At 70.4% G+C, this 15,880-nt stretch carries 15 protein-coding genes; 8 read left to right on the top strand and 7 right to left on the bottom strand.

The window, feature by feature from the left end:
- The first annotated feature begins 111 nt into the window (after window positions 1-111).
- The 3 genes from ACGFIB_RS07140 to ACGFIB_RS07130 all read left to right on the top strand — a co-directional run bounded on the left by ACGFIB_RS07140 (window position 112) and on the right by ACGFIB_RS07130 (window position 3,209).
- On the top strand, window positions 112-693 hold the full coding sequence (locus ACGFIB_RS07140; protein WP_393369209.1) for a hypothetical protein: 582 nt from the start codon (window positions 112-114) through the stop codon (window positions 691-693).
- 310 nt (window positions 694-1,003) lie between these two features.
- Window positions 1,004-1,660, top strand: a complete 657-nt coding sequence (locus ACGFIB_RS07135; RefSeq protein WP_142567797.1) for an NUDIX hydrolase — start codon at window positions 1,004-1,006, stop codon at window positions 1,658-1,660.
- Between the two features lie 244 nt (window positions 1,661-1,904).
- The gene (locus ACGFIB_RS07130; RefSeq protein WP_393369206.1) at window positions 1,905-3,209 is read left to right on the top strand and encodes an acyltransferase family protein; all 1,305 of its coding nucleotides are present in this window, start codon (window positions 1,905-1,907) and stop codon (window positions 3,207-3,209) included.
- Here the strand turns inward: ACGFIB_RS07130 and ACGFIB_RS07125 are convergent.
- Window positions 3,188-4,009 carry a polysaccharide deacetylase family protein gene (locus ACGFIB_RS07125; RefSeq protein ID WP_393369204.1) on the bottom strand — a complete coding sequence of 274 codons (822 nt, stop codon included), beginning with the start codon at window positions 4,007-4,009 and terminating at the stop codon, window positions 3,188-3,190. The two genes, ACGFIB_RS07130 and ACGFIB_RS07125, sit on opposite strands and share 22 nt — an antisense overlap.
- 135 nt (window positions 4,010-4,144) lie before the next feature.
- On the opposite strand from ACGFIB_RS07125, the gene ACGFIB_RS07120 reads away from it, so the two are divergent.
- Window positions 4,145-4,621, top strand: a complete 477-nt coding sequence (locus ACGFIB_RS07120) for a hypothetical protein (RefSeq protein WP_357241595.1) — start codon at window positions 4,145-4,147, stop codon at window positions 4,619-4,621.
- A 75-nt stretch (window positions 4,622-4,696) separates the two neighbouring features.
- Window positions 4,697-5,761: a histidinol-phosphate transaminase gene (gene hisC, locus ACGFIB_RS07115; RefSeq protein ID WP_357241598.1), complete on the top strand. Its 1,065-nt coding sequence runs from the start codon at window positions 4,697-4,699 to the stop codon at window positions 5,759-5,761.
- A 366-nt stretch (window positions 5,762-6,127) separates the two neighbouring features.
- Here hisC and ACGFIB_RS07110 read toward each other — a convergent pair whose 3' ends face one another.
- The 5 genes from ACGFIB_RS07110 to purD all read right to left on the bottom strand — a co-directional run bounded on the left by ACGFIB_RS07110 (window position 6,128) and on the right by purD (window position 12,313).
- Complete coding sequence (locus tag ACGFIB_RS07110) at window positions 6,128-7,090, bottom strand: EamA family transporter (RefSeq protein ID WP_142567785.1); 963 nt, start codon at window positions 7,088-7,090, stop codon at window positions 6,128-6,130.
- A gap of 36 nt (window positions 7,091-7,126) precedes the next feature.
- Window positions 7,127-8,371: a transcriptional regulator gene (locus tag ACGFIB_RS07105; protein ID WP_167748113.1), complete on the bottom strand. Its 1,245-nt coding sequence runs from the start codon at window positions 8,369-8,371 to the stop codon at window positions 7,127-7,129.
- A gap of 263 nt (window positions 8,372-8,634) precedes the next feature.
- Window positions 8,635-9,912 (bottom strand): UDP-N-acetylglucosamine 1-carboxyvinyltransferase, encoded by a 1,278-nt coding sequence (murA, locus tag ACGFIB_RS07100; protein WP_142567784.1) that lies wholly within the window; start codon window positions 9,910-9,912, stop codon window positions 8,635-8,637.
- A 173-nt stretch (window positions 9,913-10,085) separates the two neighbouring features.
- Window positions 10,086-10,934 (bottom strand): phosphoribosylaminoimidazolesuccinocarboxamide synthase, encoded by an 849-nt coding sequence (locus ACGFIB_RS07095; protein WP_393369200.1) that lies wholly within the window; start codon window positions 10,932-10,934, stop codon window positions 10,086-10,088.
- Window positions 10,935-11,071: 137 nt separating this feature from the next.
- A complete protein-coding gene (gene purD / locus ACGFIB_RS07090; protein ID WP_393369197.1) occupies window positions 11,072-12,313 on the bottom strand; it encodes a phosphoribosylamine--glycine ligase in 1,242 nt (413 codons plus the stop codon).
- 127 nt (window positions 12,314-12,440) lie between these two features.
- Here purD and ACGFIB_RS07085 point away from each other — a divergent pair, with 127 nt between their 5' ends.
- Both ACGFIB_RS07085 and ACGFIB_RS07080 read left to right on the top strand, forming a co-directional pair.
- Window positions 12,441-12,563, top strand: coding sequence for a hypothetical protein (locus ACGFIB_RS07085; RefSeq protein WP_393369195.1), 123 nt, complete (start codon window positions 12,441-12,443; stop codon window positions 12,561-12,563).
- Between the two features lie 247 nt (window positions 12,564-12,810).
- Window positions 12,811-13,929: a magnesium and cobalt transport protein CorA gene (locus ACGFIB_RS07080; RefSeq protein WP_357241606.1), complete on the top strand. Its 1,119-nt coding sequence runs from the start codon at window positions 12,811-12,813 to the stop codon at window positions 13,927-13,929.
- An 86-nt stretch (window positions 13,930-14,015) separates the two neighbouring features.
- Here the strand turns inward: ACGFIB_RS07080 and wrbA are convergent, their stop codons facing one another.
- Window positions 14,016-14,624 carry an NAD(P)H:quinone oxidoreductase gene (gene wrbA / locus ACGFIB_RS07075; protein ID WP_142567780.1) on the bottom strand — a complete coding sequence of 203 codons (609 nt, stop codon included), beginning with the start codon at window positions 14,622-14,624 and terminating at the stop codon, window positions 14,016-14,018.
- 225 nt (window positions 14,625-14,849) lie between these two features.
- Here wrbA and sigJ point away from each other — a divergent pair, with 225 nt between their 5' ends.
- A complete protein-coding gene (gene sigJ, locus ACGFIB_RS07070; protein WP_357258665.1) occupies window positions 14,850-15,785 on the top strand; it encodes an RNA polymerase sigma factor SigJ in 936 nt (311 codons plus the stop codon).
- Window positions 15,786-15,880: the final 95 nt, after the last annotated feature.

Below are 15,880 nucleotides of genomic sequence, written 5' to 3'. Positions count from 1 at the left end.
TCTCCTATGCCTGCCCCGCCGCCGAAGGCGGAGCGACGGTTGACCCCGTCCACGCCGGCATCGAGATGTCCTCCCCACAGGGCACTCGACGATCGACAAGGAGACCGCCCCATGAACCGACTTCGTCACCTGCCCGCCGGTCTCGCGGCGGGCGCGCTGGTGGCCGCGATGGCCCTGGCCGTCCCCGCGGCCACCGCCCAGGCCGCGAGCGGGCGTGCGAACGTCGTCACCGCGCTCGACTACAACAGCACGGGCTGGGCCTACCTCCAGGTGCCCGCCACGACCCAGGTGGCGGGCTTCGCCGAGCCGGGATTCGACGACAGCGCCTGGCAGCGGGGGCAGGCGGGCTTCGGCACCACCAACGGAACCTGCTCGTGGAACAACCAGACGAACGTCAAGACCCCGTGGGCGGTCAACACCGACATCCTGGTGCGCCACTGGCTGCACCTGCCGCGGGACGCGCAGGCGGTGCGCATCCAGGGCACGGTGGACAACGACGCGCAGGTCTACTTCAACGGCCACCTCGTGCAGAGCGCCAAGAGCGGCAAGTGCGCCGCCGGGGCGATCGACGTCGTGGTGCCCGCGACCTACCTCGACTGCTGCAACCTGCTCGCCGTACGCGGCCACGACTACGGCGCGGCGGCCTACCTGAACCTCCGTGTGACCTACGTCAAGCCCGCGCAGGCGTTCTGACGTTCCCGGCGGTGCGTCGCCCGGCATCGGCCGTGCCATGCCGGGCGTGCCGCGCCGTGCTGTGCTGCGCTGTGCTGTGCCGATCATGCTGTGCCGGGCGTGCTGTGCAGGCCGCCCGGCATCGGGCCGGTGCTGTCCCGATCGTGGTGTGTCGATAGGTGGTGTGTCGATAGGTGGTGTGCCGGGCGACGTCCGGGGACGCCTGTCCCGGTTACGGGGGTGTGGAGCGGTGGTGACGCTCCCGCGAGGGGCCGGACCGGCCGACTCCGGACGGCCCGAGTCGCGGCCCGCGTCCTGTAGCGTGCTGCGCATGATCCCGCGTATCCCCGTCAGCGTGGATCTTGTCGTGCTCACCGTCAGGTCCCAGCAGCTCAGTGCTCTCGTCTGGCGGCGCGACCGGCCGCCGTACGAGGGCCGGTGGGCGCTTTCCGGCGGTTTCATCAAGCTGGAGGAGGACCTCCCCGCCGCGGCGGCCCGCGTGCTTGCCGAACGGGCCGGCCTTCCCGGGGCGCCGGTCCACCTGGAGCAACTCCAGACCTACGGCTACCCGGACCGCGATCCGCGCCAGCGGGTCGTCAGCGTGGCCTACCTGGGCCTCGCCCCCGACCTGCCCGCGTCCACCGAGGCCCACATGAGCTGGCAGCCGGTGGCCGAGCTGACGCAGATGGCCTTCGACCACCGCAGGATCATGCTCGACGGCGTGGAGCGGGCCAGGGGCAAGCTCGAATACACCTCGCTCGGCGCCGCTTTCTGCCCGGCCGAGTTCACCGTCGCGGAGCTGCGCCGCGTCTACGAGATCGTCTGGGGACGTCCGCTCGACCCGCGTAACTTTCACAGGAAGGTCACCAAGACGGAGGGCTTCCTCGTGTCCACCGGGCGTACCACGACGCGGGACGGCGGCCGTCCCGCCATGCTCTACCGCCGGGGCCCCGCCGTGCTGCTGCACCCGCCCATGCTGCGCACCTGACCGGCCTGCAATACCTGACCAGTCTGTTCCTGGCCGGTCTGTTCCTGACCGGCCCGTTCCTGACCGGCCCGTTCCTGACCGGCCCGTTCCTGACCGGCCCGTTCCTGACCGGCTTGCCTGCCCGACCGGCCTGTGTGCCCGCCCGGCCGCGCCCGGCGGGGCGGGTGGGCGCGGGCGCATGCTCCACAACCAGCGCTGGGTGAATGTCCGGCTCACAGGAATCTTTCAGGATATATTCCGGCCTATGCTGGCTGCGGCCCCCCGCATCACCGATGCGCCGGCCATCCCTCCTGGCCCGTCCCGGCTGCGCGTGCTCGACCTTCTGCGGTTCTGCGCGGCTCTCGGCGTCGTCCTTTTCCATTTCGGCGAGACGCGCGCCTGGGGCACGTCCCACGCCTTTCCCACGCTGAGCACGGCGACCGTGTTCGGCGTGTACGGCGTGCGCCTGTTCTTCCTGATCAGCGGATTCGTGATCCTGATGAGCGCCTGGGGCCGCACGCCGGGCCACTTCACGGCGTCGCGGATCGCCCGGCTGTTCCCGGCGTACTGGGCGAGCGTGCTCGTCCTGGGCGGCCTGGCCGTCTTCGGGCTGACCACCGATCACCGGCCGAGCCTCACCGAACTGCTGGCCAACGTGACGATGCTTCAGCACGGCTTCGCCGTACGCGACCTGGAGGTCGTCTACTGGACGCTGTGGCAGGAACTGGTCTTCTACGCCCTCATCGCCTGCCTCGCGGCCGTGGGGATCACCTACCGCCGGTGCCTGGCGTTCATGGGGGCGTGGGTGCTGCTGCTGGCGATCGCGGATCGGGTGGACGCCGACCTGCTGCAGGTGGTGCTCGTCCCGTTCAGCGCGCCGTACTTCATCGCGGGGATGGCCCTGTTTCTCGTGCACCGCTTCGGCGGGTCGCTGTTCCCCTGGCTGTTCGTGGGCGTGGGCTGGATCCTCGGGCTCTACACGGCGCTGAGCGAGGGATCACCGGTGGTCCGCAGATATGGGCAGGCGCTGGGCTCGGCGCTCGTGGTGGGCGTGATCTCGCTGATCTTCCTGGTGATGGTCCTCGTGGCGGTCGGCGCGTTCGATCGGATCGACTGGCGGTGGCTCACCTTCCTCGGCGCGCTGACCTATCCGCTTTACCTCTTCCACCACCACATCGGGTTCCTGGTGATCCGGTGGCTGCACCCGGCGCTGGGCAACCGCCTCACGCTCCCGCTGGCCGTGGCCGCCGCGCTCGTGGTCGCGTACGGCGTGCACCGGCTGGTCGAGCGGCCCCTGCAGCCCCGGATGCGGGCGGCCCTGGACCGCTCACTCACGGCAGACGCGGGCCGCGTCCCCCTGACGGAGACGGCGGTCGCCTCTGCCGTGTCCCCGATGGCACCGCCGGTGCCGGCAGTGTCCCCGCCGGTTCCGGCGGTGCCCCCGCCGGCCTCTCTGCCGGTGCCGGCAGTGCCCCCGCCGGCGTCTCTGCCGGTGCCCCTGCCGCCGGGGGCGTCGGCTCCGCACGCGGAGCCGACACCGGGGGCCGGTTACCTGCCGCGGGGCGGGTAGACCTCGCCGGGGCGCAGTGTGCGGCCCTGCAGCAGGGTCGTCAGCGTGACGAACTTGTAGTGCCGCTTCTCCAGTGCGGTGAGCACGCCGGGCATGGCCTTGACCGTCTCGGGGACGATGTCGTGCAGCAGGATCACGCCGTTGCGCCTGGCGAGCTTCAGCGTGCGCTGGGCGATCACCTTGGTGTCGCGGGCCTGCCAGTCGAGCGTGGACCCCGTCCACAGGATCTGCGGCAGCCCCAGATCGGCCATGAGACTCGCGACCCTGGAGTTGGTCGCCCCGTTCGGCGGGCGCATGTAGTCGGGCGTCTCACCGATCGTCTGGTTGATGATGTTCGAGGTGCTTGAGACCTCTTCGAACACCTCACCGTCGGACAGTTCGGTGAGCGAGGGGTGGGTCCAGGTGTGGTTGCCGATGTCGTGCCCCTCCTCGTGGATCCGCCGGGTGAGCTCGGGACGGTTGGCCACCTTCCTGCCGAGCAGGAAGAAGGTGGCCTTCGCCCTGTGCTTCTTCAGCGTGTCGAGCAGCGCCGGGGTATAGGGCCACGGGCCGTCGTCGAAGGTGAGGGCGATGCACTTGTAGCGGGCGCAGTAGGGCTTCTTCTTCACCCCGGCCGGGGTCGCGGCCTTCGCGGCCACCGTCCCGGTGGTCGCGGTCTTGGCGGTCGCGGTCTTGGCAGGTGCGGCCTTTGCGATCGCGGTCTCGGTGGTCGCGGCGGTCGCGGGTCCGGTCGCGGTGGGGACGACGCACACACCGGCCGCGCAGGCGCCGGCCATCACGATTCTTGCTTTCCGCCACATGCCGGTGGATCTTAGTGCTTGCCTTCGAGCCCGGAAGTGAGATCTCCGGCCCGCCAGGGAGGTACAGCGGACGTCAAGGGGCTTGAAAGCGCCCCGGGACAAGCTGTCCGCAACAACAGAGGAAAGGACCCCGCCATGACCCTCACCCGCTCCCTGGCAGGCATCACGATCGCGGCCGGCATTCTGGCCCTCGCCCCGCTCGCCACCGCGACGGCGGCCCAGGCCTCTTCTTCCAAGTCCTGGGGCCCCTACTACGCGGCCGGGTCGAAGGCCAAGGTGAGCGGCTCCCTGACAGCCGCGGCCAAGGACAACCTGAGCCTGCCCGCGCCGTACGTCAAGGTCGCCGGCAGCGTCACCAGCCTGACCCACAAGCCGTCCACCTGCGGCTGGGCCCTGTTCCGCGTCAGCTACTTCGACGCCGCCAACAAGCCGCACCTGGCCTACCGCAACTACCGCACCTGCTCCTTCGGCGCGAAGAAGAAGTTCGCCTTCACCGCCAAGAACGTCGGCGTGGTCGAGCTCAAGACCTGCTCTGAGCGCAAGGCCGCCAAGCCGTCCCTCAACTGCCAGTACGCCGGCACCTGGAAGGTGCTCTACGCCTACTACGAGTAGGGGCGGGGCCGCCCGGTCGTCCACAGGGGGCGTGCGGGGTGCCGCCCGGCCAGGCGGATCTCCTATCGTTAGGACATGTCTCGATTCCGCTCGATCCTCGACACCATGCCGGCCTACAAGCCGGGCAAGGCCGTGGTCTCCCCGGACGGCCGGTCATACAAACTGTCCTCCAACGAGAGCCCCTTCGGACCCCTGCCGTCGGTGGTGGAGGCGATCGCGCGGGCGGCCACAGAGGTTCACCGCTATCCCGATCCCGGCGCGGTCCGGCTCACCGAGACGCTCGCCGAGCGGTTCGGCGTGCCGTACGACCACGTCGCGCTGGGCGCCGGATCGGTGGCGGTCGCCCAGCAGATCCTGGAGGCGGTCGGCGAGCCCGGCGCCGACGTGATGTACGCCTGGCGCTCGTTCGAGGCATATCCGCTGCTGGTCGGCCTCTCGGGCGCCAACGCGGTCGAGGTGCCGCTGCGCGACGAGACGCACGACCTCGACGCCATGGCCGACGCCATCACGCCGGCGACGCGCCTGGTCTTCGTGTGCAATCCCAACAACCCGACCGGGACGGTGAACCGGGCCGACGAGCTCACCCGGTTCCTCGACCGCGTGCCCGAGAACGTCACCGTCGTCCTCGACGAGGCCTACCGGGAGTACGTCAGGGACGCGGACGTGCCGGACGGCCTCACGCTCTACCGCGAGCGACCCAACGTCGCCGTCCTGCGCACGTTCTCCAAGGCGTACGGCCTGGCGGGGCTGCGGGTCGGCTACCTGATCGGCCAGGAGCCGGTGGCCGCCGCGGTCCGCAAGACGCTGCTGCCCTTCGCGGTCAACCACCTCGCCCAGGCCGCCGCGATCGCGTCCCTGCAGGCCGAGGACGAGTTGCAGGAGCGGGTCGAGACCGTGATCAAGGAGCGCTCCCGCGTCAGGGAGTCGCTGCTGTCGCAGGGCTGGACCGTCCCGCCCACCGAGGCCAACTTCGTCTGGCTGCGCCTCGGCGAGCGCACGATGGAGTTCGCCGCGAAGTGCGCGGCCGCGGGCGTCGCGGTGCGTCCGTTCGACGGGGAGGGGGCCCGGATCTCCATCGGCGACCGCGAGGCCAACGATGTCTTCCTCGCCGCCGCCGAGGCGTTCCGGCACGCTTCCTGAAGGACGTCTCATTCCGCGACGCGCAGCGCATAGTGCTCTGACGCCTCGACGCCGACCGTGGCGACGCGCACAAGAAGTGGTACTTCTCGCCATCTTTCAGGCTGAAGCACTCACTTAGGCAGCACCGGTGAATCCCATCCGGATTCTGTCGTGATCTTGGCGCGGGGGTGACGGCAGTGGATCTCGGCGAATTCCGCGGGCGGCCGCCCGCGGAGTCGCCCGCTCTGCGTCCCCGCGAGACGTCGTCGCCTTTCCCCTTCGAATATCGCGGGATGATTGGCGGATCGCAGCGGAATCAAGCGCCTGATTCGGTCACGGCCTCGAATTACCGGTTTCGCCCGCGCGCTCCATCGAACCGGTCCGATTTCACGGTTCGGTGGTCGGCCGGGACGCCGTGACGCGCCCTGGGACCGCGGCGGTCTCCTCCTCCGGCGGCGGCGCGGTCCGGCCGCGGCGTTCGGTGGACACCACCAGCGCGACCCCCACCACGATCAGGGCTCCCGCCACGAGCATGGCCGCGGTGACCGGCTCCGACAGAACCGCCATCCCGAGGAGCACCGCCACCACCGGGTTCACGTACGCGTAGGTGGACACGAGCGAGATCGGGGCATGGCCGAGCAGCCAGATGTACGACGTGAAGCCCACCAGTGAGCCCACCAGCACCAGGTAGGCCAGGGCCGTCCACGACTGCCAGCTCACCGCGCCGACGTGCAGCCGCTCGCCCTGCACGAGCCCCATGACCAGCAGGGCGACGCCGCCCACCGCCATCTCGACCGTGCTGGCCACGAAGGGGTTGGCCGGCATCGGGATGCGCGGGGAGAGGAACGATCCCACCGACCACGACAGCGAGCCCAGCAGCACCACGGTGATGCCCGCTCCGCTGCCGGACGCGCCGCCGCCCCGGAGCGAGAGGAAGGCGACTCCGGCGAAGCCCACCAGCACGCCGGCCAGCGTCAGCAGGTGCGGCCGGTCCCGGAAGGCCGTTCTGAGCACGATCAGCCACAGCGGGGTCGAGGCGACGAGCAGCGCGGCCAGGCCGCTGGAGATGTGCTGCTCGGCCACGGCGACCATGCCGTTGCCTCCGGCGAGGAGCAGGAGCCCCACCAGCGCGGCGCTCCCGAACTCTCTCCACCGCATGCGGAAGGGCACGGCCCTGACGAGCAGGACCGTGCCGAGAACCAGCGCCGCCGCGACGAAACGGAGTCCACCACTCGTCATGGGCGGAAGGGTCTGGATGGCGATCGCGATGCCGAGATACGTCGAGCCCCACACCACGTACACGGCCGCCAAGGCCAGCCATACCCGAGTGTCATGACCGTTTCGTTCCATGGGTCATGACAATAGACCGTCGCTTCTGTACGGTGATTACCGGTTCAGCTTCTCCACGATCAGGCGGTAGAGCTGCCGCGGCCGGCCCGGCTGAGGAGTGCGGTTGGGCGGAAGCGGCCACGCGAGTCCCTCGTCAACCAGCGTGCGCAGCAACCGCCTGGCCGTCCGCGGGGTCACCCCGAGCATGCGCCCGGCGCCCTCCGCGTCCACGACCGTGTCCCCGCCCTCCAGCTTGGCGGCCAGGCGCGCCAGCACCTCGACCCCCTTGGGCTTGACCGGTCCGCCCGGCTGGGGCGGCATCCGGGGCGGTGGCACCAGCGCGCGCCCCTCCCGGTCGACCGCGAAGCCCTGCGGCTGCTTGCCGCCCTGGGTGCGGGCGAGCGCGCCCCTCGCGTGCGTCTCGGCCTCGTGCGTGGTGCGGCCCATCCCCACACCCACCTCGACGGCCAGACCCAGCTCCTCGCGGATCCGCGCGGCGAACGGCAGCACGCGGAACCCGTCCGTGGCCGTCGCGATGGAGCCCTTCGTCGCCACCACGAGATAGCTGTGGTCGTCGATCGGCCACACGCTCGCGTTGATCCGGTTGGCCTCCTGCACCAGCAGGCGGTGCAGTGACAGCCGCAGCTCGTCGCGCCAGTAGCGCGGCGCTGCCCGCCGCACCGGCTCGCGCAGTGTCGGCACCTCGACCAGCACGACCGTGAGCTGCGACTCCTCCAGCCGGTGACGGGCGCCGAGCAGCGACGCCGTGTGCAGTGCCGTACGGACGGCCGCGGAGGTCGGCCGGATCGGCACCACCGGCACCCCGGCTGCGGTCAGCCGGTCGGACACACCCTGGACGCACGTGAGAGCGCCCGTCGTGGCCCCTTGGCGGAACAGCCGCTCGTGAAAGGCCGTGATCGTGCCGACCGGGCCCGGCTCGTCACGGCTGTGGACCTCACCCGAGGAGAGGTTGAGGTCCATGTACGCCTCGTCGATGTCCGGCCGCCCGAGCACGTCGAGGCTGACCCGGCGCGGATCGATCCGCTCGTCCAGCGAGGCCCGCGCGATGGCCGCCACGAGCGCGGCCCCGCCGAGCTGCACGTGCGTGGCGGGCATCGTCAGCACGCCGGCCCGGCGGGCGAGTTCGAAAGGCACCGGACTCGCGAACAGGCACGCGTCCACACCCGGACCGAGCCGGGTCACCTTGTCAGCCGCCTCCTGTTCATCTCGGTACGCGGCCGCGACCAGCCGGCAGGGCACCGGGGCAGCCGAGTGCCCCATGAGCATCACCCGTTCGACCAGATCGTGCGACCCCACCACACCAATGGTGAGGTCGGGTGTCACCGTGCCCAGACGTGACCCGCGCGGAGTGTCTTCCGTGCGCTCGACCAATGTTCGTCCCATCCCACGTCGCCCTCGTTTGTTGTGGCTTCTCTTTGGAACGATCGCTGGTTAAGGCCGTAATGTCACGCCCAGATTCGCCGGAATACCATTCTGGGTGGTCCCGGCTGTTCCGTAAATCGGAAGGTCCCCGCTGGTCAGGGCATTAGTAAAGGTTTCCGGACTCAGACCTCGTCCGAAGTGGAAATTTCACGCACCACATCTGCGCCGAGTGACTGCATACGCTGCGCGAGCGCGGCGTGACCGCGGTCGATGAGATATCCGGACCCGATCGTGGTCTCGCCCTCCGCCGCGAGACCGGCGAGCACGAGCGCGATTCCCGACCGCAGATCGTGCGCCGTCACCTCGGCGCCGCGCAACGGCGTCGGGCCGTGCACGACCGCCCGGCTGTCCTCGACCTCGACGTTCGCCCCCATCTTGTTCAGCTCGCCCGCGAGCGCGAAGCGGCCGTCGAAGATGCGCTCGTGGATGTAGCTGGAGCCTTCGGCGAGGCAGGCCACGGTCATGAGCGGCGACTGCAGGTCGGTCGCGAAGCCGGGATAGGTGTCGGTGATGACGTTGATCGGGCGCAGCGGGCGGTTGCGGCGGACCTGGAGCACCGCGCCGTGGTTCTCGAACTCGACGCCCATCTGCTCCAGCTTCCACCGGACCACGCCGAGGTGTTCGAGGGAGGCGCCGACCAGGCTGACCTCGCCTCCGGTGATCGCCGAGGCCATCGCGAACACGCCGGCGTCGAGCCGGTCGGGCATGACCGTGTGCTCCACCGCGGTCAGCTCGTCCACGCCCTCGACGGTGATGAAGCCCGTGCCGCCGCCGCGAATGCGCGCGCCCATCCGGGTCAGCATCGTGATGACGTCGAGCACCTCGGGTTCGAGGGCGGCGTTCTCGATGATGGTGGTGCCCCGCGCCAGCGCGGCGGCCATGATCAGGTTCTCGGTGCCGGTGTGCGACGGGGTGTCGAGGTAGAGCGGGGCGCCGATCAGGCCGCCCGCCTTGATGTGGATGACGGACTCGCCCTCGTCCACCATCGCGCCGAGGCGCTTGTAGCCCAGGTAGTGGAAGTCGAGGTTGCGGCTGCCGAGGTTGCATCCGCCGATGCCCTCGATGATCGCCTCACCGAGGCGGTGGAGCAGCGCGGGGACGAACAGCACCGATCCCCGGAACCGGCGGGCGATCTCCGCGGGCAGGACCGGGCTGGTCAGGCGGGAGGCGTCGATGACGAGCGTCCGCTCGCTCTCGTGGAACTCCACCTTCGCGCCCACGGCCTGGGCGAGCTCGACCGCCCGGCGCACGTCCTCGATGACGGGCACGTTGCGGAGCACCGTGCGGCCCTCGGCCGCGAGCAGCGCCGCCCCGATCATGGGCAGTACGGCGTTCTTCGCGCCCTGGATGAAGGCGGTTCCACGCAGTACGTTGCCACCGCGCACGCGGTAACGGACCATGAATTGCTCCTATTTCGGGGGAAGGGTGGGGGACTCCCGTCAGCCGGCAGCCGGGTTGTCGGCGAGGACGATCGGCCTAGAGTAGCCGCTGTTCCGGGAGCTTCGGGGAGGAACTACCCCCAGAACGCAGGGGGGAACGAGTCACTTGAGACTACTTGTGTGACCTGTGTGATTCAGCCGCGGAAGTGCTCGCCGGTCAGCCGCTCGTACGCCTCGACGTAACGGCTGCGGGTGCGCTCGACGATCTCGTCGGGCAGCGGCGGGGGCGCCTCTCCCGACGACCTGTCCCAGCCCGACTCGGGGGACAGCAGCCAGTCCCTGACGAACTGCTTGTCGAACGACGGCTGGGAGCGGCCCGGCTCCCACTGGTCGAGGGGCCAGAAGCGGGAGGAGTCGGGCGTCAGCACCTCGTCGCCCAGGGTCAGCACGCCGTCGGCGTCCCAGCCCAGCTCGATCTTCGTGTCGGCCAGGATGATGCCACGTTCCAAAGCGATCTCGGCCCCGCGGCTGTAGACGTCGAGGGTGATCCGGCGCAGCCGCTCGGCCACGTCCTCGCCCACCTCCGCCGCGACCTCCTCGTACGTCATGGGTTCGTCGTGCTCGCCCATGGGGGCCTTGGACGACGGTGTGAAGATCGGCTCGGGCAGCCGGGACCCGTCGGTGAGCCCCTCCGGGAGCCGCACGCCGGAGACGACGCCCTCCCGGCGGTAGTCCACCAGACCGGAACCGGTGAGGTAGCCGCGGGCCACGCACTCCACCGGCACCATCCGCAGCCTGCGGCACAGCACTCCGCGGCCGGCGAACTCCGCCGGGACGTCGGTCGAGACCACGTGGTGGGGAACCACGTCCTTGAGCTGCTCGAACCACCACAGCGACAGCCGGGTGAGGATCTCCCCCTTGTCGGGGATGCCGGGTTCGAGCACGTAGTCGAAGGCCGAGATGCGGTCGGACGCGACCATCAGCAGCAGCCCGTCGGGGGTCTCGTAGAGGTCGCGTACCTTGCCGGAGTGCAGGTGCTTCACCGTTCCATCTTCCCAGTCCTGCACACCGCCTTGAGCAGCGGGACAGAGCGCGGCCGGGCATGGACGCGGCCGGCCGCGTACGCAGGCGCCGGGCGCCACCTGCGTACGGACGGCCACGAGAGGTCGGGAGGACGCGGTCAGGAGGAGGCGGCGGCCAGGGCGATGTCGGACCGGTGGTGGGAGCCGCGCATCGTGATCTGCTCCAGCGCCTCGTAGGCCCGAGCCCTGGCCTGGGCGACGTCGGCGCCCGTGCCGACCACGTTGAGCACCCGCCCGCCGTTCGACGCGAGCCGGTTGTTCTCGTCGAGGGCCGTGCCCGCGTGCAGGACGTACGCGTCCTCGACCGTCACCGGAAGCCCCGCGATCGGGTCGCCCTTCACCGGGTCGGCCGGGTAGTTCTCCGCGGCGAGCACCACGGTCACGGCGGCGCCGTCGCGCCACCGCAGCGGCGGGTGCCCGGCGAGCGCGCCGGTCGCGCACGCGAGCAGCAGCTCTCCCAGAGGGGTCTCCAGCCGGTCGAGCACGACCTGGGTCTCCGGGTCGCCGAACCGCGCGTTGAACTCGATCACCCGGGGGCCGTTCGCGGTCAGCGCCAGCCCGGCGTACAGCACTCCCGTGTACGGCGTGCCGCGCCGCGCCATCTCGGCCACGGTCGGATGCACGATCTCGGCCATCACCTGCTCCGACAGGCCCTCCGGCGCCCACGGCAGCGGGGTGTAGGCCCCCATGCCGCCGGTGTTGGGGCCCTTGTCGCCGTCGTAGGCCCGCTTGAAGTCCTGGGCAGGCTGGAGCGCCACGGCGCTCGTCCCGTCGCACAGCGCGAACAGCGACACCTCGGGGCCGTCGAGATACTCCTCGATGACGACGCGCTCGCACGCCCTGGCGTGCTCCAGGGCCTCCTCGCGGCTGTCGGTCACGACCACGCCCTTGCCGGCGGCCAGGCCGTCGTCCTTCACGACGTAGGGCGCGCCGAACGCGTCGAGCGCCGCCGCGGCCTCCTCGTCCGTGGTGCAGGTGTACGCGCGTGCGGTCGGCACCCCGGCGGCGGTCATCACGTCCTTCGCGAACGCCTTGGACCCCTCGACCTGCGCCGCCTGCGCCGACGGGCCGAAGCAGGCGATCCCGGCGGCCCTGACGGCGTCGGCGACGCCGGCCACCAGCGGAGCCTCGGGGCCGATCACGACGAGGTCCGCGCCCAGCCGCTCGGCGAGCGCCGTCACGGCCGCCCCGTCGGTCGGTGTGACCTGGTGCAGGGTGGCCACCTCGGCGATGCCCGCGTTGCCGGGGGCGCAGTGGACTTCTACGACGGCGGGGTCGAGCCGCAGGGTCCGGCACAGAGCGTGCTCACGACCCCCGGAACCGATGACAAGTACGCGCACCGGACCATTGTCGCAGCGGTCGGCCGCCTCCCGGCCTCTGGCGTCCTCTCCGGCGTCTTCTCGGGTGTCTTCTCGGTGTCTTCTCCGGCGCCGGCGCGTGCCCGGGTGGGGGCGCCGAGGATGTCACGTGGAGCTCGCCGCCGTCGCCGGCGAAGCGGCGCCGATGTGCCAGGTACGAGTGGGGATACACACCGATGGCCAGTTTGTGGAGGCTGTTTTTGGCAAGAAGTGCATGATCGGCGGGACTTGACGCCGCTACCCTGGAACAGGTGTCCAACGGCCGTGTGGTAGGTTGGATAGGCTTCGCGCTGTCTCGTGGCGATTGGAGGTGGTCTGGGATGAATTCTGGTGATCCCGTCAGTACGTGCTCGCGCACGTACGTCGTGCGCAATCCCGACCACTCCACAACTGAAGCCCGAGGGACAGCTCACGCCTGTATGAAGGGGTGACATCACGTCGCGCGTAGAGCGTGTCGGCTCGGGCGGGAAGGGACCGCCATGCGCTCCACTCTGCTCTTTCCCCGCATCAACAGGCACACCCGCGTCATGTCCACGCACCTCGGCGCCGCGTCGATGAACGCGGAGCCGGTCGTCGGCTGCGTCCCACCGAGCAACTCCCTCGTCGAGTTCGGCGCGTACGTCGGCGGCAGGAAGGTCGACGCCGGCGGCATTCCCGAGGCCGTGCGCCTGGTGCGCGAGCACAACGAGGCCAACGAGGTGCCCGACGCGTACGTCTGGGTCGGTCTGCACGAGCCCGCCGCGCCCGAGGTCGAGTGGCTCGCCGAGGTGTTCGGCCTGCACCCGCTCGCCGTCGAGGACGCCATCAAGGCCCACCAGCGGCCCAAGGTCGAGCGGTACGGCGACTCGCTGTTCGTGGTGCTCAAGACCGTCGCGTTCCTCGACCACGAGGTGTCGACGGCGAGCGGAGAGATCATCGGCACCGGCGAGATCATGGTGTTCGTCGGGCCCGACTTCGTCGTGACCGTGCGGCACGGACGGCACTGTCCGCTCGGCGACGTCCGCGAGAAGCTGGAGTCGAAGCAGAAGCTGGTCGGCCGCGGCCCCACGGGCGTCCTGCACGCCATCGCCGACCACGTCGTGGACAAGTACCTGCAGGTCGCCGACCTCATGCAGGCCGAGCTCGAAGAGGTCGAGGCGGCCGTCTTCGCGGAGGTCAGCTCCCGCGACATCAACAGGATCTACCAGCTCAAGCGCGAGATGCTGGAGCTCAAGCGCGCCGTCGGACCGCTCCTGACCCCCTTCAACGCCCTTCCCCAGCGGCGCAGCATCCCCTCCGAGATGCGTGAGTACTTCCGCGACGTCGGCGACCACCTGTCCCGCGTGTGCGAGCAGGTCCAGGCGTCCAACGAGCTGTCCGACTCGATCCTCCAGGCCGCCCTGGCGCGCTCCAACGCCCTCGCCAACGAGGACATGCGCAAGATCTCCTCATGGGTGGCGATCATCTCGGTCCCCACGATGATCGCCGGTATCTACGGCATGAACTTCGAGCACATGCCCGAGATCCAGTCTCTGTACGGCTACCCCATCGTGATCGGCGTGATGGTCGTGGCCTGCACGCTTCTGCACCGCGCCTTCCGCCGCAACGGCTGGCTCTGACCGCCCTTCTCCCCTTCTCCCCGGGACGCCCGCACGCGCGTCCCGGCGGGGAGTCTCCCGGCTCGCCAGGACGCGCGTGGGCCGGATCAGGCGGCCCGGCCGGCCTTCAGCAGGGCCGCGGTGTCGGCGACCCGGCGGCCCTGGTGACGGGCCGCCTGCAACGACACCTCGCCGGGTGCGCCGTCGCCCGCCACGTGCGAGGCGCCGTAGGGATTGCCCGACTGGAACTGGACGGGGTCGGTGTAGCCGGGGGGCACGATGATGCCGCCCCAGTGGTAGAAGGTGTTCCCCAGCGCCAGGAGGGTGGATTCCTGTCCGCCGTGGGCGGTGTTGGAGGCGGTGAAGGCCGAGTACACCTTGTCCGCGAGCTTGCCCTGGTACCACAGCGGGCCGGTGGTGTCGATGAACGCCCTGAGCTGGCCGGCCGGGTTGCCGAAGCGGGTGGGGGCGCCGAACAGCACGGCGTCGGCCCAGACCAGGTCGTCGAGGGCGGCCTCGGCGACGTCGGCGGTGTCCTGGAGGTGCGCGACCCACTCCGGCCTGGTGCCGACGACCTCCGGTGGGGCCGTCTCCGCGACCTTGCGCAGCCGCACGTGTGCGCCGGCCTTCTCCGCGCCCTCGGCGACGGCCTGCGCCAAGGCGTGCACGGTGCCCGTGGCACTGTAGTAAACGATCGCGACGTTCACGGGTTCCATGATCGGCTTCCTTCTTCAGGGGTGGTCTCAGCGGTACGACGACACACCCCCTCGCAATGTGAGGCGGCGCCGCGATCTCCCAGAGCCGGGACCTCCCAGAGCCAGGACCGCACAGAGACGAGACCTCCCGGCACCGAGACCTCCCGGCACCGAGACCTCACAGTCGGGTGGGGTGTCTCGTCGTACCGAGTGAGGACGGATGCGACCAAGGGGGCCGGCGACACCATGACCAACCCATCGGGGCCGGGAGACGGCCGGCTCGACCCGAGCCTGAGCGTGATCATGAGCGAGCGGCGCCGGTTGATCAATCTCGCGTATCGGCTCCTCGGCTCCCTGGCCGACGCCGAGGACGTCGTGCAGGAGACCTACGCCCGCTGGTACGCCATGTCGCGGCAGCGGCAGGAGGCCGTCGAGTCTCCCGGCGGGTGGCTGATGACGGTCGCCAGTCGCATCTGCCTCGACCTGCTCGGCTCGGCGCGAGCCCGGCGGGAGCGCTACGTGGGCGAATGGATCCCGGAGCCGCTGCCCGAACCCGCGGAGTGGATCGGCGGGCGACCGGGCGGCGCGACGGCCGATCCGGCCGACCGGGTCACTCTGGACGAGTCGGTCAGCATGGCCTTCCTCGTCGTGCTCGACTCGATGACCCCGGCCGAGCGCGTCGCGTTCGTCCTGCACGACGTCTTCCGCTATTCCTTCACGGAAGTGGCCGAGATCGTCGGCCGCACCCCGGCGGCGTGCCGCCAGCTGGCCTCCTCGGCCCGCCGCCGCATCCGCGACGCCCAGGCTCCGGCGACCCCGGTGGCCCGGCGCGCGGGGATCGTGAGGGACTTCAAGCAGGCGTGGGAGGCCAAGGACATCGACGCACTCATCGGCCTCCTGGCCCCCGACGCCGTCGCGACCGGCGACGGCGGCGGGTTCGTCGGCGCCGTGCCCCATCCGGTCGAGGGCGCCGAGCGGATCGCACGCTTCTTCATGGACCGGGCCAGTGCGGTGCCCTCCGTGACGGTCCGGGAATGCACGGTCAACGGCCAGCCCGGTCTGGTGGCCCGGCAGGACGGCGTCACCGTGTCGGTGATGGCGTTCGACATCGCGGATGACCGGATCACGCACATCTGGGCGGTGCTCAACCCCGACAAGCTCCGGCCTTGGGTGACGGGCTGACCACCGCGGCATCCGTTTCGCCGCGTACGCTTCATGACCGGAATCATGAGCAATTAGTCATTGCGATATGTCAGATGATGTTGTTAGGTGGGGGG

It is taken from the genome of Microbispora bryophytorum, assembly GCF_043197435.1.
GTDB lineage: Bacteria > Actinomycetota > Actinomycetes > Streptosporangiales > Streptosporangiaceae > Microbispora > Microbispora bryophytorum.
Note: the sequence above shows the minus strand (reverse complement) of the source record. Positions and strands in the feature narration are given on the sequence as shown.